A 26,227-nucleotide genomic window follows, 5' to 3' on the forward strand; every position below is an offset into this window, starting at 1 on the left:
AAAAACTTTCTATCCCCTGCCCTTTCTAACTTAACTTTCCATTGACTAGATATCTCTAAAAATCAAAAAGAACAGGGAAGAGGGAAGTAGGAAATAGGGCAGAGAGAATTAAGTAAAAACTTTCTATCCCCTGCCCTTTCTAACTTAACTTTCCATTGACTAGATATCTCTAAAAATCAAAAAGAACAGGGAAGAGGGAAGTAGGAAATAGGGCAGAGAGAATTAAGTAAAAACTTTCTATTCCCTGCCCTTTCTAACTTAACTTTCCATTTACTAGACATCTCTAAAAATCAAAAAAAAATCAATTACTACTCCCTACTCCCTTTTTCCTGGAGATGTCTACTGACTACTAACTACTAACTACTAACTACTGACTAAGGAAAAATCAAGATGACAAAAAGAGTTAAACAACAAGTCGAACTACCACCACCAATTTTTATTGAAGGTTTAGGAGAAGGAACTATTCTCAGCGACTCCATAATTGGCAGTCCAATAGCAGATGCAATTTTAGCATTGTCTGGAGATGATACGGTTTTTGGTCTAGATGAAAATGATGTTCTCCGGGGAGATGAAGGTCAAGACCAAATCAACGGCAATGCTGGAAATGATTCGATCGACGGAGGTTTAGGAGATGATTGTTTACGGGGAGGTAGAGATTTAGATTCTATCCAGGGAAATAGTGGTAGTGATATATTGTATGGCGATCGCGACAGTGATACTATCTTGGGGAATGAAGGTGACGATACTATTTTTGGAGGTAAAGAGAATGATAGTATTGTCGGTGGTGGAGAAGATGATCTATTATTCGGCGATCGAGGCAATGATGTAGTTGATGGGGATATTGGGAACGATACAGTAGTTGGCGGTGCAGGTGACGATCGCTTATTAGGAAATGATGGTGGAGATATCTTGTTTGGAGAAACAGGTAGAGATATTCTAGAAGGAAACGCAGGAGACGATACACTTTTTGGTGGCAGAGATGCAGACTCCCTAGAAGGAGGAGTCGGTGCAGACTTTCTCTCAGGAGATATTGGTGCAGATACAATTACAGGTGGTATTGGGCAAGATACCTTTAATCTTGCACCCAACTCAGGAGGTCCAGGAGTTAGTAGTGCAGACTTTATCAATGACTTTAGCAATGAAGATTTAATTGGTCTCAGCAATGGTTTGAGTTTTGAACAACTAAGTATTTTTGCATCAGAAGACAACCCTGATAATACAATTATTAGTGTAGGTGGTACTAACGGTGACGTCTTAGCAGTATTAATAGGAGTTGAAAGTAGCACTATTGACTCTAGTGATTTTGTAATATTATCATCATCCACACCAACACCACCAATAGAACCACCAACGGAACCGCCAACGGAACCGCCAACGGAACCGCCAACGGAACCGCCAACGGAACCGCCAACGGAACCGCCAACGGAACCACCAACGGAACCACCAACAGAACCGCCAACAGAACCGCCAACAGAACCGCCAACAGAACCTCCTAACCAAGCACCCGAAGCAGAGGATGATAACTTCAGCACTAATCAAAATGAACCATTAACTATTACTGCTCAAGAATTGCTAGAAAACGACTCCGATCCAGAAGGAGACCCTCTTAATATTTCCGCTATAGGTACACCGAGCAACGGATCGTTAGTACAAGAAAATAGCACAACTTATATATACACTCCTAATGCTGGATTTTTAGGAGATGAAAGTTTTAGCTATAGTATTAGTGACGGGAATGGTAATTCCGACACTGCCCAAATCAATATCAAAGTCAACGATCCACCTCAACTTGTCAACAACCGAGGTATCATCGCTGTCAAAAATGGACCCAGACAAAATGTATTAAATACTAATCTTTTAGTTACAGATAGCGACAACACAGCAGCAGAAATTACCTACAATATTATTAGAGTACCAACACAAGGTAATCTCAGGTTGGTTAATGAAACTCTGAATCAAGGTGATACTTTTTCTCAAGCAGATATTAATAACAACTTAATTCTATATACTCCAGGTAATACAGCAGGTAGTTTTCCTTTTTCTGTTTCTGTTTCTGATAGTGATGGTGGAACTATTCCTAGCACATCTTTTAGCATTACAGTTGTTGATAATGTTACCGAAGGTGGCAATGGCGATAACACCATTAATGGTACTCAACAAAGTGATTACTTGATAGGAAATCCAGGCAACGATACTCTCAGTGGTCGTGGTGGAAATGATGTTTTAGATGGAGGATCTGGGGAAGATTCCTTATTAGGTGAAACTGGTAACGACTCTTTGTTTGGAGCAGAACAAACTGATACATTATTCGGAGGAGTAGGTAACGATACTCTTGACGGTGGTGCTGATAATGACTCTTTGTTAGGAGAAGAGGGTAGCGATCTATTATTAGGAGCAGAACAACAAGATACCCTTGCAGGTGGACTTGGTGACGATACCCTTGACGGTGGTACAGGTAATGATTCTCTATCTGGTGCAGATGACAATGACTCCCTATTTGGTGATACGGGAAATGATACTCTCACAGGTGGTTCCGGTAACGATACTATTGATGGGGGTGTTGATGATGACCGTATTCTAGGTCAAACTGGTAGCGATCGCTTATTTGGAGGTCCGGGTAACGATCGGGTTATTGGTGGTGTAGGTGATGACTCTTTGGGTGGTGGCGCGGGAGTTGACACTCTCAGTGGTAATGAAGGGAACGATTTTGTTGGTGGTGACGAAGGTAACGATTCTATTAATGGAGACGTGGGAGATGATACATTAAACGGAGGGTTTGGTGCGGACAGATTAACTGGTAATGAGGGAGATGATGCTTTCTTTTTTGAAGTTCCCAATGAAGGAATAGATGTGATTAATGATTTTAATGGCAGTAATGCAGATGTATTTTTGTTTAGATCGAATAATTTTGGTAATTTAACTAATCCTCCTGGTACTGCTACAGAATTTTCTAGTGTAATAATTTCTCTGGATAATTTAGGTTCGCAAGGTCAAGATATTAGCGGACAAGAACTGATTATTTTTGAGAATACATTTGAAAATGTACAGCAAGTGAATTCTATTTTGAATAATCAAAACGGTTCTGGTACAAGTCCGGCGTTCTTTATTTATGTAAATAATAGTTTAAATAGCAAAGTGATTTTAGGATATGATCCTAATCTTGATGATGATGCTAATCCTGCTTTTGATTTAGCAGTTCTTAATAATATTCCTGTTTTTCCTGATGCTATTAATACTATTATTGATTCTTCGGACTTTAAGTTTATTTAGGGTTTGCGCTCAAAACTTATGGGTGAGGGTAGGAGTCAGGAGACAGGAGACAGGAGACAGGAGAAGTAAGGAATGAGCGAGGAGGCAGGAGGAAGAATTATCCCTTGATTTTTCAGCAAGAGCGTCAATCAAAATCCTTACTTTATGCAGCTCTAAAGAGCTAAAACCTTGTACTTTTTTAATACCTAAAAAGGCTAATACCAATTTAATAAAAGAATGTTACAAATGAGTGCCAGGAAATCCTTGGCTGGTATAGATTTTGCCATAACAGCCATTTTTCAAATTGGTATAAAACCTTTATCTGTCAATGCTTTAAAATTTAATCAGCAAACCCTATTTAACCTTTAGAAAAGTTGTAGGGGCGATTCGCGAATCGCCCCTACAGGAGGGAGGATTTAATATAACTTCTTCTGTCTAATTATGACGAATAAATTTTTTTCTGCCACTCCAAAGACCTAATCCTACGACAAAAAATAATCCGCTAATTAAACTAGGTTCAGGTGTTCCTGCATAATCCTTAACTTTATCTATCAAGTTACAATTGATAGTAGATTCTTGAGAATCCTGAGATGTTTGAGTTAAAAATTCTGATAAATTAGAACTTCCAGAAGAATTACTATTAGTAGCTAAACTACTATTATTGTCAGTAGAATCTGTTACAAAAGCTCCTACAGGAAGCTTGGCAGAAAATCCGACACTCATAATTAAGCTAACTACAACTACTTGTAAAAATTGATGAATTTTCATTGATTTATACTCCAAAGAAAGTTAAAAGTCAAAAGTCATGCATTCAAAAGTTAGAATTACAGCGGTTTTCATTTCGTTAGACTACTGTAGGGGCGATTCGCGAATCGCCCCTACACGGGAATCGCCCCTACAGGATTTTGGTTGTGGCAATGTGGTTTATTAATCTGAAAAGCGCTGTAAACAAAGTTAAAAGTCATGCATTCAAAAGTAAGAATTAAACAAAGTTAAAAGTCAAAATCCAGTTGCCAACTAACCATAACATATAACCCAAAACCAAAACTGTATAAATAATACTAAGAGGAGCATAAATAGCTAAAATAGCTTGATCAGATGTTTTTTCAGGCGAAGGTTGACGGCGCAATAAATCAAAATAAAATTCAAGCGATCGCTTCCTTAAATTATTAATTCCTGTCATTGCCACCAACAAATAATAACCATCAAAAGCATTTAATGGATTTAGATTTAACACCACGGTTACTAAAGCAGCACTCATCAATAAATAACTATTTTGCTGCAGGAAACTCTGGGGAGGAGATGCTAATAATAACCACAAACCTAACGCCCAAATAATTATTTGAACTATTACCCCGGCAGCTACAACTAAAACTCTTTGTTTCCGTTTAACCAAAGAATATTGGTCAGAAGTATTGGTGTACATTCCTGGCATAAAACACATAAATAATAAACCAATTTCTGGCACAATACCGCCGAAATGTTTCAGAGTAAAAGCATGACCTAATTCATGGAGAAAGATCGTCAACATCGTCGCAAAACCTAACTTTAATAAATTAGTCGGAGCTGTTGCAAAATCTCCCCAAACTTGTTGATGAGCAGAAACAATATCTGTGGCATAAGCTAACCACAAAAAAATTGTTTGACCGAGAAAAAAACAAAGGACAAAACCAAAACCTGCCGTCCAAATCCAACGGAGTTTATTGATATTTTCTGTTAACCATTCATCAGGTTTGAACAGAGGGATTTTGAAAAATAATATTTGTGCCAAAGAGAATTTTTTCGGCGGTGGTTCCGTACCTTCTAACATACCTGTTGCTGCTAATTTTTGCAATAGTTGTTGAATGTCTTGGATAGTTAGATCGTATTTATTGGCAATAGCAGGTATTGGTCTTTTTCCTAATAGACAAATGATATTTTTATCAATATTATCTACTTGGATAAAAGTCGGATATTCAGGATTGCGTAATATCCAATAACCATCTGGATGTTGAATCCAATGCACCTCTGATTTTAGTTGCATAAATTTATCAAATTGAAAAATAAGTGTAGGTTGGTTTGAGGAAGGAAACCCAACAACAATGCTCACACGGATTATGGCACGGATGCACGGATGCAGAAAACGGTCTAAGAATAGACTGTTTCATCTTAAATGTTGCAATAGATGTAGGTTGGGTTGAGGGACTATCTTCGCAGCTTATCCGTAAAAGATATTTAAGAACCCATCGCAGCATTTTAATTGTGTCAATCTGTTAGAGTTTAGAGGTTATTTATAGGCAGCTCTAAATTTTGTGTTTGTTGTCGAAGAGCGACAAAATCTCAAACCAGTAATTTGTTTTAAAGATTAAATTTTGTTGAAAATAGACATTTATTTTTCCTTAGCGATGCTAATGTTTTTTATAAAAAATAGGTAATTTTAGTTATTAGTTGTTCTCCTAGTTAAGAGCTTTCCCTGAGAATGTTTTATTAATTTTAAAGGTTATTACATCTTGGAATGGAAAAGCTTAAGACTTTATTTATTTAGTTAAAATCACAAATTACAAGGGAAGGGGGATCTTCCCTCCTCTCAAAAGCAGGAGAGAGGTTGGGGGAGATGTCTTCCCTCGTTGCTCACTCAAACACCCACAATTTTAGTCTAGACAGCCTACTACGCCTGGATTTAATATTCCTTTTACAAAGAGTCTCTTATTACAACTTTTAGGTGTGTCACAGAAAAAAAATATTTGCAAAAATGTCAATAATTAGAGGTGCAAATTATGGTTTTGTTCTGGAATAAAAAGAGTAAACAAAAACAACAAAAAAAATCTGCCAAAAAGCCAAGAAGTAAGACTTTTATTTTAGAAGAAATTATTAGTCCTGGTGCTTATTGTCTGATACCAATAGATAACTCCCTAGTTAACCATCCTATCTTTGGATTATTCACAGATCAAGAATTAATTACTACTATTTTAGGAACTGACGCTCCTCTAGATATTGCCGATTTAGATACAGAAAGTTTAGTTCAAGATTATTGGCAAAAAATCGACAAATACTTTCAAGAAAATCCCACTACAGCTAATAGTTTTGATTTAGAAGATTTGTCTACTTGGCCGACTTTAGAAGCGTTGATAAATCCAGGGCAACCGAGTGTAGAAATACCTGATATTGGTGGAGTTGTAGATACTTTACCACCTCCGACAACCCTTCCCATTGACCCGCCCAGAAATAACTATGGTCAAGATAATAACCATAACAAAGATTACGACTTCCCTGTGGGGAATCAACCATTGATAGGGGTCATAGATAGAGGTCTGGCACCTAATAATCCCGATATTGATTATAATCGGATAACTACGGGTTACGACATGGTAAGTTTCGATAACAACTCCATGCTCAAACCTGGAACAGGAGACCAACATGGCACTCACGTTCTGGGTATTATTGGCGCGACTCGTGATAATGGCATTGGTATTGACGGGATTAATGATAAAGCCCCTTTGTGGGTTAGTCGGGGGATCGGTTATAGTGGGTGGGCTAGTTCTTTACGATTGTTTGTGAATCATGCGAAACAGGCAGGTCAGAAGAATGCTGTTGTTAACTTGAGTTTGGACTTGACTCAGAAAAACCCCGACGACAGCATAACTACTCGCTACAAGTTAACACCTTTTGAACGAAAGGCCATTAAATATGCTCAAGACAATGGGGTTTTAATCGTGGCAGCGGCTGGTAACGATGGGGGTGTGATGTCCGCGTTGGGCCAGGCATCCCAGGAGTTTGACAATATTATTACTGTGGGGGCGGCAGATGGAGAAGATCGGGCTGCTTATTCTAGTTATGGTAATGGGTTGGATATCTTGGCTGAGGGAGGAACGGCGGATAATCCGGTGACTTCCACGGCGGATGATGGCTTGGGAACTATGGCCGGAACTTCTGTGGCGACGGCAAAGGTGACGGGGGCTGCTTCTTTGGTGTGGGCAGCAAATCCTAATTTGAATTTCACTCAGGTAAAAGAAATATTGAAGGCCACGGCTAAAGATGTGGGGGCTGCCGGATGGGATCAGGAGACGGGGGCTGGATTGTTAGATATGGATAAGGCCGTGGAGCGTGCTAAGGTGACAGGCGGTCGGATTTACAGGCCACAGCAATCTTTAATTTCTGATAAGTGGGATATTGATAATGGTGTTAAAGCCCGCTCCCGAGCGGTGCAAAACTATAGAATAAAGTCTCCTTGGGGACGACGGATTTATGACGGTTATCTCTACAGTCGCAACCCCGAGGACAGGCTGTACTTTTATTTAGGCAGTTCGACGAATCTACAATTGGGTTTCCCCAACACTGGGGGTCAGGTGAAAGTCTACAGGTACGATAGGTCTGGCCGTAGCTATTTGGTAAAAACTGCAACTCGTCATCCCGAAGGTGGTCTATATTTAAGTGCTGACTTAGAACGGGGTGATTATTACATAAAACTTGATAAGAATCGCAGATCCACAATCGATTATGAGTTAAGAGTCAACTTCGGTCATCAAAGCACTAATAGGGTTCATGGCAGAGACACCGTATCGTCGCGACCAATTTTAAGGAAAGAGCCGTCGTTTAATAAACCCACTCCCAAACCGTCGAAGGATTATGCTCAAATTCAACGGGAATTACAAGAAAAAGCTCGTCGGGATCGGGAAAGGAGAGAACGGGAAAACAGAGAACGAGAAAAGAGACAACGGGAACAACAAGAAAAACGAGAAGCTGAAACTAACGCTCGTAATGCAATTCGATTAGTCGAGAACAGAAATCCTTGGTTGGGTAGGGTTGAGCCTAATGGGCAACGAAGGAGGGATGTAGAGCTTGACTGGGATACTCAAATGGATAACCGGGTGGCAGCAATTAAATATTTTGACAACGGTTACATTATCTGGAACGGCATCCATGCGGTTGCTTATCGTGAGGGTTCTGGTCTTCCTAACGGGGTAAAGGCGCAAGCAGACCCAAGACAGGTGCGACTCCATGATTGGGGACTGCACAATGGTCGTGATGAATATGGCACTTATATCGCGGAGTTGGAACGGGATGATTATTATAAGTTCTCTGTGGAGAAACTGGAGGATTTTGTTAACAACAAGCATAAGTTGCAGTTTGCTATGCGCAATAGTCGCGGTCAGAATATCTCTAGTCAGGACGCACAATTTCAGATTCTTGATGAAAACTTTGACCCTATTTCTCTAAAGGCGCCGTGGCAACCGGAGAAAAATACTGGAGCAGTTGGGTTAGCATATCTCGATACTTCGCGCAATGGTGAAACTTATTATGTGCGGGTTGAACCGAAGAAACAAAATCTGGATTATCAGGTGATAATGAATCTGGACTCTGCCGGACAAGATCATTTCGATCAAGCGCGGAATGTAGGAGCTTTGAGGGGTCGCCAACACTTCCAAGATTATATTGGATACAAGGGCGACGCTCATGGGGATTATTATAAGTTTTATCTTCAGGATAAGAGTTTCTTGCGGTTCAGTTTGGGAGACTTGGAACCGGGTTCTCAGATTAAGGCGGAAATTTTGGATCAGGATAACCGAGTGCTGCCGTTAAACTATTTTGACGGTACTTACGGGGATGTGACTCTCGACGAGGGGCATTATTATTTGCGGTTGCTGCCGGAGGGGGATACCAGTACGAATTATGTGTTGACTACTCAAATGTCTGAGGAGTTGGGAGAATTCAATGGTCGCCACGAGTTCCAGAACCGAAGTGTTGGGGAGGATGAGGCATTCTACCGCTTTACTGTTGGGGATGGTGTCAGGGATTTCCATTTGAAGTCGAAGCAGAAACAGGGGAATGTCTATTTCGAGTTGCGTCGAGATCGGGGTGGTGGCATTGTTAATAGCGAGTTTGTGACACCGCATTTTACTGAAGGTGATGATAATCTGTACGCCCGCTATGAGAATTTGCCTCCTGGCAATTATATGGTGCGGGTGTTTTTGGAGGATGATTCTCCCTCTGGCGGCAAGTATGATTTGGTGATGAATATGGATCAGGCGGGTAATAGTCTGGAGACTGCTAGGGATTTGGGAGATGTGAGCGGTAAGCGCCTGGAGCTTGAGGATTTTGTCGGTTGGAATAAGGGCGATAATGTGGATTTTTACAAGTTTACGACCGATAACCGGGAGTTCCGCTTGCAGTTTGCTTTGCGGGAGTTGACGGCAGGTCCTCATATTGATGTGCTGGATGAAAATGGTAATGTGATTTCGTTGCTGGAGTTTGATGAAGGGGGTGGCGATCGCTATGGTAATGTGGTGATTCCTCCGAATGGTAATTATTATCTGCGGGTGAAAGCTCCTGATAATCGGGGTGATTCGACTAATTACAAGTTGGTGGTTAATGCGACCGATGATGTGGGTATTGTTATCGACGGGCATAAGGTTGATGGGAATATTTACAAGCTTTATAAAGATGGCGAAATCCGGGGTATTTTGGGTAAGCCAACTGGGGGCGTTCAACATTACGATGGTTCTGATTTTCAGATTTTTGAACGTGGTTCGATTGTCAGCAGCAGTCACGGGACTTTCCCTCTGCATGGTAGTATTCGTGAATATTATCTGGAGACAGACGGGATTAAAGGGCCTTTGGGTCCGCCTACTACTGGGGAGTATCCCTCTTCTACAGGTATCCGTCAAGATTTTGCTCATGGTTATATTACTTGGAATGGTAGTAGTTACGAGGGGTTTGATAAGGATGGGGTTCCTTTGTTTGGTGGTGGCGGCGGTGCCACTTCTGAAGCAATGGAAAGATTCTTCCGAGAGATGAACGGTGAAAGGGGTATTCGTCGAGCAGACGAAGATTTCCCCGGTCAATATCAGGGCGAGTGTGTTACTCTGATTGCTCGTTATCTTCAGGATGTTTTTCTTGAAACAGACGACGAAAGGACTCGCAGGAGATATTATGGTGATGGAAAGGATACTGCGAGAAATGTTGCTAGTCAATTTAAGAACTATTTCGGACCGTACACTACAACTGGCTGGCCAAGTTATGGTGCTGTGATTTCGTTTCCAGGTACAGAGGGGGTTCCAGAAGGACACACAGGAATAGTCATGGAATCACGACGAAATACCAATACCCGAGAGATAGAGGTAAGGATTCTGGAATCAAACGGAGACAGGTTAGGAGCTAGTAGCGAGGTCGGAATCAGTGGTTGGAAGAGTGTTAAAAATGCTAACGGCTGGACAAATCCCAAGGTAGAAACAGCTAATGGTTCTACTGGTGGTAATTCCAGTGGCAGCAATGCTGGAAGTTCTAGTGGGTCGAATAATTCCGGTGGTAGCAATGCTGGAGATTCTAGTGGGTCGAATAATTCTGATGATGGCAACAGTAAGCCAAGCCCCGAACCTTTACCAGATTCTCCTATTGGTGTGAAAATTCCTATTGTTGGGTATGAAGCGTCTAGATCCGTTAGCCAAGAAGTTTGGCTTCCTATTGGCAAATATCTAGTAGAAGGAGAACACAAAATTAAAGTAGATAGTGCCCTAAAAATAGGGGGTTCTGATGTTATTTTAGACGGGGATAATCTGCAGATTAACAACCTATTGGGTAATTTACTAACAGTCGAATTTGGTGAAGACAAAAAAGTTAGTTTAGGAGTAGGAGATGATTTGATTGAACTTTCAGCTGGTATTGATGGAAACTTTTATACAGGAAAAATAGAGTTAAAAGCTACTGCAAATATTTTTCAGAAAAGCTTTTTTAATGATGGCGCAAACTTTGAGGCATCTGCAGGGCATACCTTAGACGCGAGATATCATAGGAAAATAGAAGGTACTGCCCCTGAAAAGGTTGTAAAGTTTGTCAACATATTAGTAGACTCTGTAGAAGAACTAAAAACTGCCTACGAAGTATTCTTGGATCAAAATCCAGATGTTGAAGAATTGATAAAAGGTATTGCGGACGGGTTCGGATATCTTGTTGGTGCAGCAGCCATAATTACAGCTGTTGTGGGCGCTGTCTGGTTTATTGGTAATAATATTACAGGAGTTGGTTTTCTAGATGATATTGTAGGATATCCTATCGTGACAGGTCTTGTAGCGTTTGCGCTCGCTAAGTTCGGTATTGCAGAAAAAGATGAGGTAGTCTAGGGAATAATACAGGGGAGCGATCGCTCAACCTAAAATCTCAATTATTTCCCAAAGAGCGATCGCCCCCGAATCATTTCTCAATGTAGAGGCGATTCGCGAATCGCCCCTACATCTTATTTGTTCATAAGACAACCCAATCAGAGGTATCTAAATTTGGCCAAATATCAAACAAATTGAATCCTTCCACCGAGTAGATTCTTGGTCATTAGTCAAGCGATCGCTCTAACTTTTGTTATTTTCAACCTGAGCAAAAGAAGCGATCGCCTCTCAATGGCTCCGCAAAAATCTTGACAACCGCAGAATTAATGTTACAATAGTCTAGTTCCAAATCCATTGAGGATTGAGGTAAAAATGACAGCTATTATTGATATCGGAACGCTTATTGTCCGCACTCCCGAAACTTGTGGCGATCGCCCTCGAATAGCAGGTACCAAAGTCTCAGTGCAGCGAATTGTCGTCTGGCACAAACGCGGTCTAACACCAGAAGAAATAGGCTATCGTTTTGGCCATTTGAACTTAGCACAAATTCATGCTGCATTGGCATACTACTATGCTAATCAAAATGAAATTGAAGAGTATTTGGTAGCAGAAGAAGCTGATTATCATCGTTTTGAAGCCGAACATAAGGCAGGCATATAATGAGTCAAATTCGTTTATATTTCGACGAAGATGCAATGGATATGGTGCTTGTCACAGCTTTGCGAAACCGGGGAGTAGATGTACGCACTGTCAACGAGCTGCAAACAACTGGAGGGGCGATATTTGTAGGGGCGATTCGCGAATCACCCCTACACTACAAAGGAAGAACGGGTTTTATTCAGTCATAATATAGCCGATTTTTGTCGTTTACATTCTATCTTTATGATGGAAAATCGGACTCATGGGGGGATTATTCTTATAGATCAGCAACGATACTCTACGGGCGATATCTTGGGCGGACTTATGAATTTGATAGAAACCGTCTCCGCAGAAGAAGTAAGGAATCAACTGTTTTTTTTAGGTGGCTATATTAGAGCTGTTCAAAGAAATTAAGTGGATTATTTTATCGTTGCGATGCCTCATCTGACAAGAAAAAAGCGATATTGCATCCGTAAGGCTGCTCGAAGTCCGTAGCTTCTTGGTAATTAGTCAGGCGATCGCTCCGATTTTTGGGGTTTTCAATTTCTGCCCAAGAGGCGATCAATTTATTTGTAGAGGCGAGCAAGCGAATCGCCCCTACATAATTTATTCATTAGAAAACCTAAACCGAGGTATCTGAAATTTGGCTAAATATCAAAGAAATTGAATCCATCCAGCGATTAGATTGTTGGTCATTTGTCAAGCGATCGCTCAGATTTTTATTATTTTCAACCTGAGCAAAAGAAGCGATCGCCCCTGAACCATTCCCTAATCTAGGGGCGATTCGCATAGATGCCCCTACATATTTATTCATTTTTATTCATTATTTTTTTGATAATAGGGCGATTGCTCCTATTAATTATCGTGCAAATAAACTAGAATCAACCTTAAAAACATCGCCCAAAACTTCAGCCAATTCGTTGCCAATCTCACGGCTACCATTAACCAACTCAAACACCATATCCTCCGAACCAACAACCCCCACTAAATCTTCAGGTTTTACGTTTTGTTGTTCCATTAAAAATAGTAACATTGAATGAGGAGAACATGAGGCACCGGGACGATAAAAATCTTCCTCAAATTTCTCAATTAAAACAATCAATAACTCATAAAGAGTATCCTCTTCTGGAGTGCGATTTTGAACGTGCATCAACTCCTCTACAACTGCGAGCGCTCGTTCATTTTCATCCTCTGTTTTAATTAGTTTCGGCTGGTATTTTACCAATAAATCGCTATATTTTTGCGAGCTAAAAGTAGGGGTCATTTCAGTTATCAGTTATCAGTTATCAGTTAACAGTTATCAGTACCTCTATCTTATAGCTAGATGCTGAAAATCTAGCAACTTTATACCAGTTATCCAAAGGTTCATTACAATCGTTATGTTTGCCAGCATATTCCCTTAAACGTCGATAGCTAATGACGTGCATTTGTGAGTTGATAAAATAACTAATTAATATTATAGCAGTTAACAGCAGAAAAAATACTTATTCTAGAGGCGATCGCTCCTACCTAGACATTTCTTTGTAAGTTCATCCCAATTTATCCGTGATTTCTGCTTGTAAAATCTCCTCAGAATTAGTAGCTAAATCTGGGGAACCAGCAAACAAACCAATCAAAGGGTCGTCCTCAGAATTGGCATTTAGATTGCCCGATTCTAAATTTAGTTGTTGTTGAAAATTAGAAGCTTCTGTTAATTTTCGCATTTGAACAACGATTTTTTCTAATAACCATATTTTCTCCTCCATGGATAAGTTATTAATTGCATTTTCCAGTTCTAGTAATTTGGATGAAACCATTGGTAGTAGAATTAGATTGACAAAAAAAATTATAACACAACTGATTTTGATTTAGTTAAGAAATCGCCCCTACATCATATTTTTTTATCCAAAGAAGCAATATCGCAGCCTTACGGATGCGCGATCGCTACTACCAACCTCGAAACCCATTACCCCCAAATATGCTAGAATAGCCACAAACCTATACATAATAGGAGAAATATGTCCAACGTAACAGTCAAAGACCTAGAAATACTGCAAACCCTAGCTAAAGAAGCGGGTTTTGACTATCAATTTGAACTAGAAAGTGGAAAAATATTAGTCATGGGACCATCAGACATTGTATCAAGCGAAATAACTATGCGTTTAGGCGGTTCTATTTATGCCTGGGTAAATCCTCGTCGTCTGGGGCGGGTGTTCGACTCCGCAGGAGGCTTTATTCTACCCGATAGCAACCTCAAAGCACCAGATGTTTCTTTTGTCAAGGCAGAACGCTTGCGACGTAGTATCCGTTACTTTGCAGAAATGGTTCCAGATTTAGCAGTAGAAATCAAGTCTCAAAGCGATAATGCTGACGCAACGCTCCGCGAACGCATCCCTCCGCTGCAAAAGAAACTCAAGAAATATATCGAACTGGGAGTGCAAGTAGCAATTTTAATCGATCCCGACGAAGAAACAGTAGCAATTTATCGTCCCACAGGAGATACCGTTGAACTTGCTGGCGATGACATTTTGACCATTCCAGAACTCTTCCCAGGTTGGGAGATATCAATTTCCGAGCTTTGGCCGCCAATCTTTGAGGAAGAGGAGTAAAAGCGATATCTTCGTAGAACAGGCATCTTGTCTGTGTATAAAAAAGCGATGTTGCATCTTTAACACTGCGGGATTACGGTAGCTTGTTGGTAATAGCGGTCGCTCTGACTTTTGTTGTTTTCAACCTCAGCTCAAAAAGCGCTCGCTTTCCAATAATCCATCTATTACACAAGAGGTGATAACACCATCGAGAGTTAAGAGGATAATCGTAATCGCCTCTCAATAGCTCCGACAAAATCTTGACAACCGCAGAATTACAGCAGTTTTCATTTTGGTAGACCACTGTAGGGGCGATTTCCGTTTGTCATGCTCCTAATTACGCGGAAAGCGACAGCATTCGGAACGAAATCGCCGCTACATCATATTTTGGGATTATTTTTTTTGGTAGTCCTACTGAGGAATGGCGAAGATACATAAGTTTTGTAATTTCTTCCCACACGAACCAACTTCCCACACTTCCCACACCTCCCACACTCTCTCTACCATTCCTCAGCACCACCACCTTTTTTTGATAACAGGAGCGATCGCCATCCCTATTCCCCCTGTTGCTTTCCCAATAGTTTTTTTGCTATAATTCCATCAACAGTCTCAAATAGTAACAGGAGATTATTTATGTCTCTGAGGGTTGCAAACTTGGAAAAAGTCCAAACACTAACAGAAACTCAGATGGACTACGGGACTAAATTAGTTGAGGGTCAAATTATCTTTGTGAGATTATCAGACTACTTTAGAAGTTATCCCTAGATTAATCACCTTTGACGATTCCCACAATTTCTTGATACATTTCTGAAATTAATTGTCAAACAGCAAAAAAGTTGTTAAAATAAAAAGTTGTACAAAAAATAAACTAAGTAAATTTATGATTGAGGCTAATTAGTCATAGTTTAACTTTCCTAATTAATTCCAGTAACTTTGGAATTATAAAAATTATCAAGAATATGTAATAATACTAATTTTATGGTTAAAAATATAGCAGTTCTTTAATGCATGGGGTACATTTCTATATCTCCCCCTGCCCCCTTAAAAAGAGGGAGTCTTCAAGGTCCCCCTTAAAAAGCTATCCCTTATAAGGAACTCTTGAAACCCTTGTGGGAGGGTGGGGAGGATGGGGATGAGGGGGAGGAGGGGGAGGAAGAATTCTGTCTACATTCATAAAAAAGTGTATTGAAAAATACTCTTTTCTCCTGAAAAAGCCGATTCAAGACTTAAACATAACTCCTCTATGTTGTCAAGTTTTATGAAAAGAGAAAGATGTTTATAAAGCATAGCTTAAAAAGGGGGATAATGGGGGATCGTAAATGTACCTCATAACTGTGGGAATTTCTAGATCACCATATTGTACACAGGACTTACGTAAAATATCAAATTATATCCCATCTGTAGGGGTGAATGGCATTCGCCCTTACTAGATATAGTGGTTGTGGGTAAGCCTTGATACAACTAAATAAACGAAAAGATATTGAGTAATATTGTTTCATACTAGAAAACTTTATATATTTATTAAGAGGTAGAAAAATGGGCACAGCATTCGGAGCAATTCCAGAAATAGGACCAGATGGGAGATTAGGTTTCCGCACTGATGATGGGGGTTTTCTTCCATTACAACCATTACCAGAAACAGAACCACCAGCAACAACAGCACCACCAGTAACAACACAACCACCAGCGACAACAGCACCACCAGTAACAACAGCACCACCAGCGACAACAGCACCACCAGTAACAACACAACCACCAGCGACAACGGCACCACCAGCAACAACGGCACCACCAGCGACAACAGCACCACCAGTAACAACAGCACCACCAGCGACAACAGCACCACCAGTAACAACACAACCACCAGTAACAACAGCACCACCAGCGACAACAGCACCACCAGCGACAACAGCACCACCAGTAACAACAGCACCACCAGTAACAACAGCACCACCAGTAACAACCCCAGTACCTACAACTCCCAATGGCAACGAGATAGTTCAAATAGGTCCTCTAGTAGGTTTCTTTGATGGTTCTGGCAGCTTTATAGTAATTACGGAACCGCCAGTCACAACAGCACCACCGACAACAGCAGCACAACTCACAACAGCACCACCGACAACAGCAGCACAACTCACAACAGCACCACCGACAACAGCACCACCTGTTGTTACACCAACTCCTACACCAACACCATCGGGAGGAGGCATTTTGCTTCCTGGGGGAGAAGCAGTAGGAACAGATGGAGATGATCTAGCATTTGGCAGCGCCTTCAGTGATACCTTTTCCGCACTTGGTGGAAATGATACTGTATTTGGCCAAGACGAAAGTGACTCTTTACTTGGCCAAGATGGTAACGACCAAATTAACGGTAACCGGGGTAATGATACCGTTAGTGGTGGTGCAGGAGATGACAGTCTACGGGGTGGTAGAGGTGAAGACTCAGTTTTAGGTGATGCGGGAAATGATTCACTATTTGGCGATCGCGACTCAGATACAGTCCGAGGGGGAGAAGGTAGAGACGTTATTTATGGTGGTAGAGAAAGCGATGATGTAGCAGGAGGAGAAGATAACGATTTTGTTTCTGGGGATAGAGGTGATGATACTGTAGTTGGTGATGCCGGGAATGACACACTTTTGGGTGGAAGTGGCGTCGATATAATTTCTGGTGGTTTGGGTTTAGACCTGATTAGTGGTGGTGAAGATGCCGATAGTATTTCAGGAGATGAGGATAATGATTCTCTATCAGGAAACCGAGGTAATGATACTCTTGATGGTGGTACGGGGGATGATTCTTTATCTGGAGGTAAAGATGATGACTTGTTATTAGGAGGTGAGGGTAGCGATACTCTTAATGGGGAACGAGGAAACGATACCTTTGATGGAGGGGAAGGAAATGATTTCCTCTCAGGGGGTAGGGGAAATGATTCTATTGATGGAGGTCAGGGTGACGATCTATTGATAGGTGGTAGAGGTGATGATACTTTGACTGGAGGTGAGGGTGAAGATAGTTTTGTAATTGTAGATTTTGATGAACCTGATAATTTATATACTGTTACTGATTTTAATACTGCTGAAGACCTGATTAGTTTGGAGGGAGGTCTGATATTTGAAAACTTAGAATTATCTGATGAGGGTGGTGACACTATTATTCGGAATTCCAACGGTGAGACTTTAGCTATTTTAATTGGAGTTGATAGTACCACTCTCAACCCTAATAACTTCTTCCCACAACCAGTTAACACGGCACCACCTGTAACGACAGCGCCACCTGTAACGACGGCACCACCTGTAACGACAGCGCCACCTGTAACGACAGCGCCACCTGTAACGACAGCGCCACCTGTAACGACAGCGCCACCTGTAACGACAGCGCCACCTGTAACGACGGCACCACCTGTAACGACGGCACCACCTGTAACGACGGCACCACCTGTAACGACGGCACCACCTGTAACGACGGCACCACCTGTAACGACGGCACCACCTGTAACTCCAGATCCAGGTGAAGTGACACCACCATCTCTGAATGAACCTCCCACAGATATTCAGTTAGATAACAATAGTGTGGAAGAAAACAGTGAAGCAGGTACAGTTATTGGTACATTTACCACAGTAGATTCAGATGTGGATGATGCCCATGAATACAGATTAATTGATGATGCTGAGGGGCGGTTTGCTTTTGATGATGAACAAGGCGATCTGCTAGTTGTAGCGGAGGGAGCAAGTTTTGATTTTGAGGAAGAAGACAGCTTTGATATCCAAGTCAGAACTTTTGACAACGCTGGAGAAAGTTTCACCGAGTCATTTACTATCAGCTTAATTAATGTAAACGATCCGCCAGAAATTGTAATTTCTGACGCTCAACAACTGGTTAATGAAGGGGAAGAGTTAGAAATAGTTGGTATTGAAGTTAGCGATCCTGATGCGGGAGAGGAAGAATTAGAAGTTACCCTAGAAACTACTAATTCTGAAGATATTGAGAGTAATTTAACTCTTGAGTCTACTTCTGGTTTGACCTTTACGACTGGTGATGGCAAAGCAGATAGTCAGATGGTATTTACAGGAACTTTAGAAAATATCAACCAATCTCTTAATACTCTGACTTATATACCCGAGCAGGATGCTCGCACTATCAATGGGAACAACTCTGGTAGTGATTCTATCAGTATCTCGGTAAATGACCAAGGAAATACAGGGGAAGGGGATGCTCAAACTGATACTGCTTTAATTGATATTACCCTGAATGATTTTCCTGTGGTGGCAACAAATGCGGAGTTGGTGGTAAATACAAACGAAATAGGAAAAATAGATAATACTTTCCTAGAAACAACTGACAATAGTGAAACTACCTTAATATATACAGTGACAGAGTTGCCGAGTCGTGGTAATTTGTTACTTGATGGAGGGAGTTTCACCAGTTTTACCCAGGATGATCTAGATAATGGTTTGCTAAGTTACGAGCATACTCAAAACAATACTAAAAATGATTCGTTTAGTTTCAGCGTGTCGGATCAAGTCGGAGCAGAGACTACAACTACATTCAATATTCGAGTTAACGTACCACCAAATTTGACTACCAATAACTTAACAGTTAGTGAAAGCGGCGAGGGAGAAATTAGTAACGAAAATTTACTAGCAGAAGATCCTGATACTGATGCAGGTGCAGCAACTCTAGTTTATGAAATTACTGAACTGCCAACCACCGGGGTATTAAAACTAGACAGTGCGACTCTGGAAGTAGCAGATACTTTCACTCAAAAAGATATTAACCAAGGAAATCTGACTTACCAAAGCGAAGAGGTTGGTACAGATACATTTAGTTATGTTGTCACAGATCAAGACGGTGGTACTACCAGTGGGTTATTAAATATTGATATTGAACCTGCAAACACTGCCCCCGACGCAACTGATGATGAATTTGAAACTAACGAAGATACAGCTATAACTATTGATAAGTCTGAGTTATTGGCAAATGACACAGATCCTGAAGGCGAGGAAATTACAATTACAGAATTTGCTGCTGATAATATCCAAAATGGTACGTTGGAAGAAACAGCAGAGAGTTTCATTTATACGCCAAATGAGAATTTCAGTGGTTCAGAAAGTTTCACTTATACTGTTGCCGATAGCGAAGGGTTAACAGATACAGCAAATGTGACGATTAATGTGACTCCCGTTGCCGATACTCCTAACCTAGAGATATCTACATCTTCAGTTTCGGGCAACCAAGAGCAAGAAATATCTCTAGATATTACTGCTAGTTTAGTAGATACTGATGATTCCGAAACTCTATCTATTACTATTTCAGGAGTGCCAGATGGAGCAACCCTTTCCGCAGGAACCGCTCAAGGTGATGGTACTTGGGAGTTAACATCAGAAGAATTAGAAAATTTAACCCTGACACCTTCTCAAGAGGAACAAACAGAAGTATTAAACTTTGATTTAACAGTAACAGTAACGGCAACAGAAACAGATAATAGTGATACAGTTTCAGATTCGGGAGCGATCGCTGTGGAGGTGATTCCTCTGAATAATTCTCCTGTTGCTAATGATGATGAATTTGAAACTAACGAAGATACAGCTATAACTATTGATAAGTCGGAGTTGTTGGCAAATGATACAGATGCTGATGGTGAGGAAATTACAATTACAGAATTTGCTGCTGATAATATCCAAAATGGTACGTTAGAAGAAACAGCAGAGAGTTTCATTTATACGCCAAATGAGAATTTCAGTGGTTCAGAAAGTTTCACTTATACTGTTGCCGATAGCGAAGGATTAACAGATACAGCAAATGTGACTATTAATGTGACTCCCGTTGCGGATACTCCTAACCTAGAGATATCCACATCTTCAGTTTCGGGCAACCAAGATCAAGAAATATCTCTAGATATTACTGCTAGTTTAGTAGATACTGATGATTCCGAAACTCTATCTATTACTATTTCAGGAGTGCCAGATGGAGCAACTCTTTCTGCAGGAACAAATCAAGGTAACGGTACTTGGGAGTTAACACCAGAAGAATTAGAAAATTTAACCCTGACACCTTCTCAAGAGGAACAAACAGAAGTATTAAACTTTGAATTAACAGTAACAGCAACGGCAACAGAAACAGATAATAGTGATACAGTTTCAGATTCGGGAGCGATCGCTGTGGAGGTAATTCCTCTGAATAATTCTCCTGTTGCCGAGGATGATGAATTATCAACCAACGAAGATACAGCTATAACTATTGATAAGTCGGAGTTGTTGGCAAATGATACAGATGCTGATGGTGAGGAAATTACAATTACAGAATTTGCTGCTGATAATATCCAAAATGGTACGTTGGAAGAAACAGCAGAGAGTTTCATTTATACGCCAAATGAGAATTTCAGTGGTTCAGAAAGTTTCACTTATACTGTTGCCGATAGCGAAGGATTAACAGATACAGCAAATGTGACTATTAATGTGACTCCCGTTGCGGATACTCCTAACCTAGAGATATCCACATCTTCTGTTTCGGGCAACCAAGATCAAGAAATATCTCTAGATATTACTGCTAGTTTAGTAGATACTGATGATTCCGAAACTCTATCTATTACTATTTCAGGAGTGCCAGATGGAGCAACTCTTTCTGCTGGAACAAATCAAGGTAACGGTACTTGGGAGTTAACACCAGAAGAATTAGAAAATTTAACCCTGACACCTTCTCAAGAGGAACAAACAGAAGTATTAAACTTTGACTTAACAGTAACAGTAACGGCAACAGAAACAGATAATAGTGATACAGTTTCAGATTCGGGAGCGATCGCTGTGGAGGTAATTCCTCTGAATAATTCTCCTGTTGCTAATGATGATGAATTTTCAACCAACGAAGATACAGCAATAACTATCCTTCGGTCTGACTTGTTGGGAAATGACACAGATCCTGATGGGGACGAAATTACAATTACAGAATTTGCTGCTGATAACATCCAAAATGGTACGTTAGAAGAAACAGCAGACAGTTTTATTTACACCCCGAATGAGAATTTCAGTGGTTCAGAAAGTTTCACTTATACTGTTGCCGATAGCGAAGGGTTAACAGATACAGCAAATGTGACGATTAATGTAACTCCCGTTGCCGATACTCCTAACCTAGAGATATCCACATCTTCCGTATCAGGTACAGATCAAGACGCTCTACCCCTCGGTATAACTTCTAGTTTAGTAGATACAAGCAGTTCCGAGACTCTATCTATTGCTATTTCAGGAGTGCCAGATGCAGCAACTCTCTCAGCAGGAACAAATGTAGGTAATGGCACTTGGGAATTAACTCCAGAAGAACTAGAAAATTTAACCATCTCACCTCCTGGAGACCAAGAAACAGGAACAACATTTAGTTTTGACTTAACAGTAACAGCAACAGCAACCGAAACCGCAAATAATGATACTGCTACTCAAACAGGTACTATATCTGTAGCAGTAGAAGCATTAAACGATGCACCAGTCCTAACAGACTCAGGAGATATCGCCCTAACTACTATCAATGAAAATGAGATTAATAATGCTGGTACTCCCATTACCGATATTATTGCTGGTGCAGTAACCGATGCTGACGGAGGTGCAAGTAGCGGAATAGCTATTACTCAAATTGACAATAGCAACGGTCTCTGGCAGTATTCCTTTGATAGTGGTACAAACTGGGTAGACGTCAGTAATAGTAGTACCACTTTATTAACAGCTACAGAAAGCGACCGCCTCCGTTTTGTTCCTAACACCGACTTCTTCGGAAATGCCACTATTGAATTTCGTGCTTGGGATACCACCGATGGTAGTAGTAATACAACCCAGTTAACAGAAATTTCAACTATAGGTGGCACAAATGCTTTTAGTGAAGGAGTTGGCACCGCTAATATCTTAGTAAATGACATTCCCGCAATTACTAATAATAACGAACTGCTCATCAACCTTGGGGAAACAGGAACTATAAATCAGAATTTCTTGCAGACAACCGATGGGGATAACGGTACAAACACCTTTACCTACACAGTCACCACCGAACCAACAGCAGGAACATTACAACAGTCGGACAACCCCACAAATACTTTCACCCAAGAAGATATCAATAGTGGTTTAGTGATCTACCAACACACAGGTAGTAATACAAACGATGACTCATTTAGTTTCCAAGTTATCGATGTTAATGGCGGTCAAGTTACAGACACCTTTAATATTCGAGTCAACGATCCTCCTGTTGGTACAACTACAGACCTAAACGTTACTATTGGTGAAACTCAAGTTGTAGCTACAGAAAATCTCCAATTTATCGACCCCGATGTGGAAACTGCCACCCCCGCTTCCCTACAATATACTCTGACTCAACTGCCAACTTTAGGCGAACTCCAACAGGGAGGGGAAACTTTAGCAGTAGGCAGCACATTCACTCAGGAAAATCTTGATAATGGAGAAATTAGTTATGCAACTACTACTAGCAGTATTGGTACCGATAGCTTTAACTTCCTAGTGACAGACCAAGACGGAGGAACTACCAGTCAGTTGTTAAATATCAATATTGTTGAAGCTAACCTAGCTCCTGAAGTAGAAGCTAATAAACCTGTTACCTTGGACGAAGATACTACTGCACCCTTAAATATTCCAGCACCGACTGACCCTAATGGTGATACCTTCACTATTACTGTTGACAGTATTCCCAATGCAGAAATAGGACAAGTAGTGTTATCAGATAATACTGCCGTAACTATTGGTCAACAGTTAACCACAGATCAACTAACATCATTAACATTTGTTCCTGTTGCAAATGCTAACGGAAATGCCGGAAATTTCAGCTATATAGTTGATGACGGCAACGATGAAAATAATTCTGCTACTCAAGTTATTAGTATTAATGTTACCCCAGTCAATGACCCACCCATTGCCGTTGATGATGGACCTGTATTTACTAATTTAGGGAATGAGTTGATAATTGACATTTTTGCAAATGACAGCGATGTTGATGGAGACGACCTATCAATTGATGTTCTTAACAATAGTGACGGCACTATTTTGGGCATTTTGGGCAAGAATGGAACTCTAGTTGAATACAATTCAATAGAAAGTCTGGGAACTGGTACTGACATTTTTCAATATACCATTACTGATGGTACCGACCAAGCTACTGCTACTGTTACAGTGAATATTCTGGATGTTACAAATGCTGCTGACTCCCTTGTTGGTGGTGAGTTGAATGATAATTTTGATGGTGATGCAGGCAACGATACTCTTGAAGGTTTAGGAGGTAACGACACCTTAGCAGGAAATGATAATAATGACAGCTTAGTGGGTGGTGATGGTAACGACTCCATAGATGGCGGTGATGATAACGATACCTTGATCGGAGGTCTCGGAGCAGATACCCTGTCTGATGATAATGGCGACAACACCTTTGTTTACACCAGTTCCAATGATGGCGGTGGAGCAAACTTTAATGCAGGCAATGCTACTTCTATAAGTGCTGCTATTGAGACTGGTTTGTTTGATCGCATTACCGGTTTTGATGATTTAGGTGTAGTTGGTGGAGATACCCTTGCATTTTCTAGTACAGTTATTCCATCTGTAGATAATATCGCCACCAACGTACAAACTACCGATATTTCTGAAAATGTTTTAACCGGAAGTCCCGGTTTATTTTTGTATGAACAGGACAGCAAAACTTATCTAATTTATGATGCTACTGGAGATAATACAGTTGGTGATGACTCGCAAATTCTCGCAGAATTAGATGTTAGTGGGATTACTGCTGTGAATGTAAATGATGATTTTACTATTATCTAATAGACATCCCCAGAAAAGAGGGAGTAGGGAGTAGGGAGTAGGGGAAAAGAATTGATGATTTCTGTGGGATAATTGATATCATGTCCGGTAGCATCGGTATTGTATGCAAAGGTAGGGAACAGGGAACAGGGAACAGGGAACAGGGAGGAAGAATACTTAAGAGGAAGAAAAAAACTTAAATTTCCTGTAGATATTCACCTTGTGGAATAGGCATCTTGCCTGTGCCGGTTTACACGCGACCATACCAGCGGACATGATCTGATATAGAATCCAGGTAATTAGTTATCGTATTACTGAGGAGTAATGAGTAATGAGTAAGGAGTAATGAGTAATGAGTAATGAGTAATGAGTAAGGAGTAAGGAGTAAGGAGTAAGGAGTAAGGAGTAATGAGTAATGAGTAAGGAGTAAGGAGTAAGGAGTAATGAGTAAGGAGTAATGAGTAATGAGTAAGGAGTAAGGAGTAATATCAAATCCGGTTGAATACAAGAGTGTATTGTTGGGGGAGATGGGGAAATGGTCCGATTTAATAATGAACATATACTATATAACCGGATTCTATATGATTTTATGATTTAGAACTTACGCAAAGAAACCCGGTTTCTACGATAAATCCTTGTTTTGGGAATAGATGTCTACGAGAAACCGGGTTTCTGGGTTCACCTGGCTTTAGTCCTGATGATTTTTAGTAGTCAGTATATCATGTCTCATTAAATAACTGTAATAAACAATCTTTTCCCAACCTCCTAGGGACACCCTTATGCAACGTCCCTACACTGGGGTTAATTAATGTTACTTGATCAGGACTTACGCAAAGAAAGCGGGTTTTTAGGATAAATCGTTGTTTTCAACAATAAACATTGACGAAAAAACCCGGTTTCTGGGTTCGCATGGCCTTAGTGCTGTTGATATAAGTCTTGATTATCATATAAGATCGGGTTGAATACTTGTTATATAGTTGGGGAGATGGGGGGATGGGGAGATGGGAAGATGGGGAGATGGGGAGTAGAAAGTGTAGATAGAATTATGAACATATATTATATAACCGGATTCTATATCAAACAGGGTTCGCGCAACTCCGCCAGTATCAGCGAAATGTTTTTGGAGGCTTGCTCAAATCCCCGTTACAAAAACAACTTCTGACTTCTGACTTCTGACTTTTGACTTCGTTAAGTGTCTCCTCCGGAAGAGCTACGATTTCGCTTGAAAAGTTATAATTAGGCTCTTTATTAATGGATAATGATAATGATAATGGATAATTACCTCTCCCTAAAAGGAAGAGGATTGACTCAAAGGAAAAAATTTAGGTGGTGGTGCTGAGGAATGGTAGAGAGAGTGTGGGAAGTGTGGGAGGTGTGGGGAGTGTGGTCCGTGTGGGAAGAAATTAAAAAATATATATTTTCACCATTACAATGCAGGACTACCAAAATTTATTTCTCTTGGTTGATTGGATATGGCGCCGGTAACCCATCCATCCCATCCTAACGGACTGCTCCGCTTGCCAACCGCTTTTTCCCCTTAAAAGGGGAGGCATTTAACCTGAATTATTTAATTATTGAATTATTAATTATTCGGTAATTTACTATATTTATTTTGGAGAAGTCTAATATTTAGGGCTTGCTGATTAAATATCAAAGCATTTACAGTTCAAGGTTTTAGCCATTTTAAGTCCTGAAAAAGTACCAGTTTTTCGGTTGATTTAGCTGCATAAAGTGAGGACTTTGGGGCAGAGCGAGGCAGAAAAATCAAGGAAAAATTATTTCTCCCACACCTCCCACACCTCCCACACCTCCCACACCTCCCACACCTCCCACACCTCCCACACCTCCCACACCTCCCACACCTCCCACACCTCCCCCACCTCCCACACCTCCCACACCTCCCCCACCTCCCACACCTCC

Annotated in this window: 16 protein-coding genes; 7 read left to right on the plus strand and 9 right to left on the minus strand. The window is 40.7% G+C overall.

Going from position 1 to position 26,227, the window contains the following annotated elements; genetic code table 11:
• Window positions 1–390 precede the first annotated feature (390 nt).
• Window positions 391–3,270, plus strand: coding sequence for a cadherin-like domain-containing protein (locus F6K40_RS24320; protein WP_293139673.1), 2,880 nt, complete (start codon window positions 391–393; stop codon window positions 3,268–3,270).
• 414 nt (window positions 3,271–3,684) lie between these two features.
• Here F6K40_RS24320 and F6K40_RS24325 read toward each other — a convergent pair whose 3' ends face one another.
• Window positions 3,685–4,017: a hypothetical protein gene (locus tag F6K40_RS24325; RefSeq protein WP_293139674.1), complete on the minus strand. Its 333-nt coding sequence runs from the start codon at window positions 4,015–4,017 to the stop codon at window positions 3,685–3,687.
• A gap of 214 nt (window positions 4,018–4,231) precedes the next feature.
• The gene (locus F6K40_RS24330; RefSeq protein ID WP_293139675.1) at window positions 4,232–5,272 is read right to left on the minus strand and encodes a site-2 protease family protein; all 1,041 of its coding nucleotides are present in this window, start codon (window positions 5,270–5,272) and stop codon (window positions 4,232–4,234) included.
• A gap of 733 nt (window positions 5,273–6,005) precedes the next feature.
• On the opposite strand from F6K40_RS24330, the gene F6K40_RS24335 reads away from it, so the two are divergent.
• From F6K40_RS24335 to F6K40_RS24345, 3 genes are all read left to right on the plus strand, one after another.
• Complete coding sequence (locus tag F6K40_RS24335) at window positions 6,006–11,345, plus strand: S8 family serine peptidase (protein WP_293139676.1); 5,340 nt, start codon at window positions 6,006–6,008, stop codon at window positions 11,343–11,345.
• Window positions 11,346–11,696: 351 nt separating this feature from the next.
• Window positions 11,697–11,984, plus strand: coding sequence for a DUF433 domain-containing protein (locus F6K40_RS24340; protein WP_293139677.1), 288 nt, complete (start codon window positions 11,697–11,699; stop codon window positions 11,982–11,984).
• Window positions 11,984–12,172 (plus strand): hypothetical protein, encoded by a 189-nt coding sequence (locus F6K40_RS24345; RefSeq protein ID WP_293139678.1) that lies wholly within the window; start codon window positions 11,984–11,986, stop codon window positions 12,170–12,172. Before F6K40_RS24340 ends, F6K40_RS24345 begins: the two co-directional genes overlap by 1 nt.
• Before the next feature lie 215 nt (window positions 12,173–12,387).
• On the opposite strand, the gene F6K40_RS24350 is transcribed toward F6K40_RS24345, so the two are convergent.
• The 4 genes from F6K40_RS24350 to F6K40_RS24365 all read right to left on the minus strand — a co-directional run bounded on the left by F6K40_RS24350 (window position 12,388) and on the right by F6K40_RS24365 (window position 13,759).
• Window positions 12,388–12,549: a hypothetical protein gene (locus F6K40_RS24350; RefSeq protein ID WP_293139679.1), complete on the minus strand. Its 162-nt coding sequence runs from the start codon at window positions 12,547–12,549 to the stop codon at window positions 12,388–12,390.
• Between the two features lie 36 nt (window positions 12,550–12,585).
• Window positions 12,586–12,777: a hypothetical protein gene (locus tag F6K40_RS24355; protein WP_293139680.1), complete on the minus strand. Its 192-nt coding sequence runs from the start codon at window positions 12,775–12,777 to the stop codon at window positions 12,586–12,588.
• Window positions 12,778–12,822: 45 nt separating this feature from the next.
• On the minus strand, window positions 12,823–13,227 hold the full coding sequence (locus tag F6K40_RS24360) for a helix-turn-helix domain-containing protein (protein WP_293139681.1): 405 nt from the start codon (window positions 13,225–13,227) through the stop codon (window positions 12,823–12,825).
• A 265-nt stretch (window positions 13,228–13,492) separates the two neighbouring features.
• Complete coding sequence (locus F6K40_RS24365) at window positions 13,493–13,759, minus strand: hypothetical protein (RefSeq protein ID WP_293139682.1); 267 nt, start codon at window positions 13,757–13,759, stop codon at window positions 13,493–13,495.
• 201 nt (window positions 13,760–13,960) lie between these two features.
• Here F6K40_RS24365 and F6K40_RS24370 point away from each other — a divergent pair, with 201 nt between their 5' ends.
• Entirely contained in the window at window positions 13,961–14,551 is a 591-nt protein-coding gene (locus F6K40_RS24370) for a Uma2 family endonuclease (RefSeq protein WP_293139683.1), read from the plus strand.
• A gap of 1,361 nt (window positions 14,552–15,912) precedes the next feature.
• Here the strand turns inward: F6K40_RS24370 and F6K40_RS24375 are convergent.
• Window positions 15,913–16,521, minus strand: a complete 609-nt coding sequence (locus F6K40_RS24375; protein ID WP_293139684.1) for a hypothetical protein — start codon at window positions 16,519–16,521, stop codon at window positions 15,913–15,915.
• Window positions 16,522–16,530: 9 nt separating this feature from the next.
• The gene (locus F6K40_RS24380) at window positions 16,531–16,740 is read right to left on the minus strand and encodes a hypothetical protein (RefSeq protein WP_293139685.1); all 210 of its coding nucleotides are present in this window, start codon (window positions 16,738–16,740) and stop codon (window positions 16,531–16,533) included.
• Window position 16,741: 1 nt separating this feature from the next.
• Between F6K40_RS24380 and F6K40_RS24385 the strand changes: the two genes are divergently transcribed.
• Both F6K40_RS24385 and F6K40_RS24390 read left to right on the plus strand, forming a co-directional pair.
• Window positions 16,742–24,328, plus strand: a complete 7,587-nt coding sequence (locus tag F6K40_RS24385; protein WP_293139686.1) for a tandem-95 repeat protein — start codon at window positions 16,742–16,744, stop codon at window positions 24,326–24,328.
• A 1,321-nt stretch (window positions 24,329–25,649) separates the two neighbouring features.
• A complete protein-coding gene (locus F6K40_RS24390) occupies window positions 25,650–25,811 on the plus strand; it encodes a hypothetical protein (RefSeq protein WP_293139687.1) in 162 nt (53 codons plus the stop codon).
• A gap of 260 nt (window positions 25,812–26,071) precedes the next feature.
• Here the strand turns inward: F6K40_RS24390 and F6K40_RS24395 are convergent, their stop codons facing one another.
• Window positions 26,072–26,221: a hypothetical protein gene (locus F6K40_RS24395; protein ID WP_293139688.1), complete on the minus strand. Its 150-nt coding sequence runs from the start codon at window positions 26,219–26,221 to the stop codon at window positions 26,072–26,074.
• Window positions 26,222–26,227: the final 6 nt, after the last annotated feature.

The sequence above is a fragment of the Okeania sp. SIO3I5 genome (assembly GCF_010672085.1).
GTDB lineage: Bacteria > Cyanobacteriota > Cyanobacteriia > Cyanobacteriales > Microcoleaceae > Trichodesmium.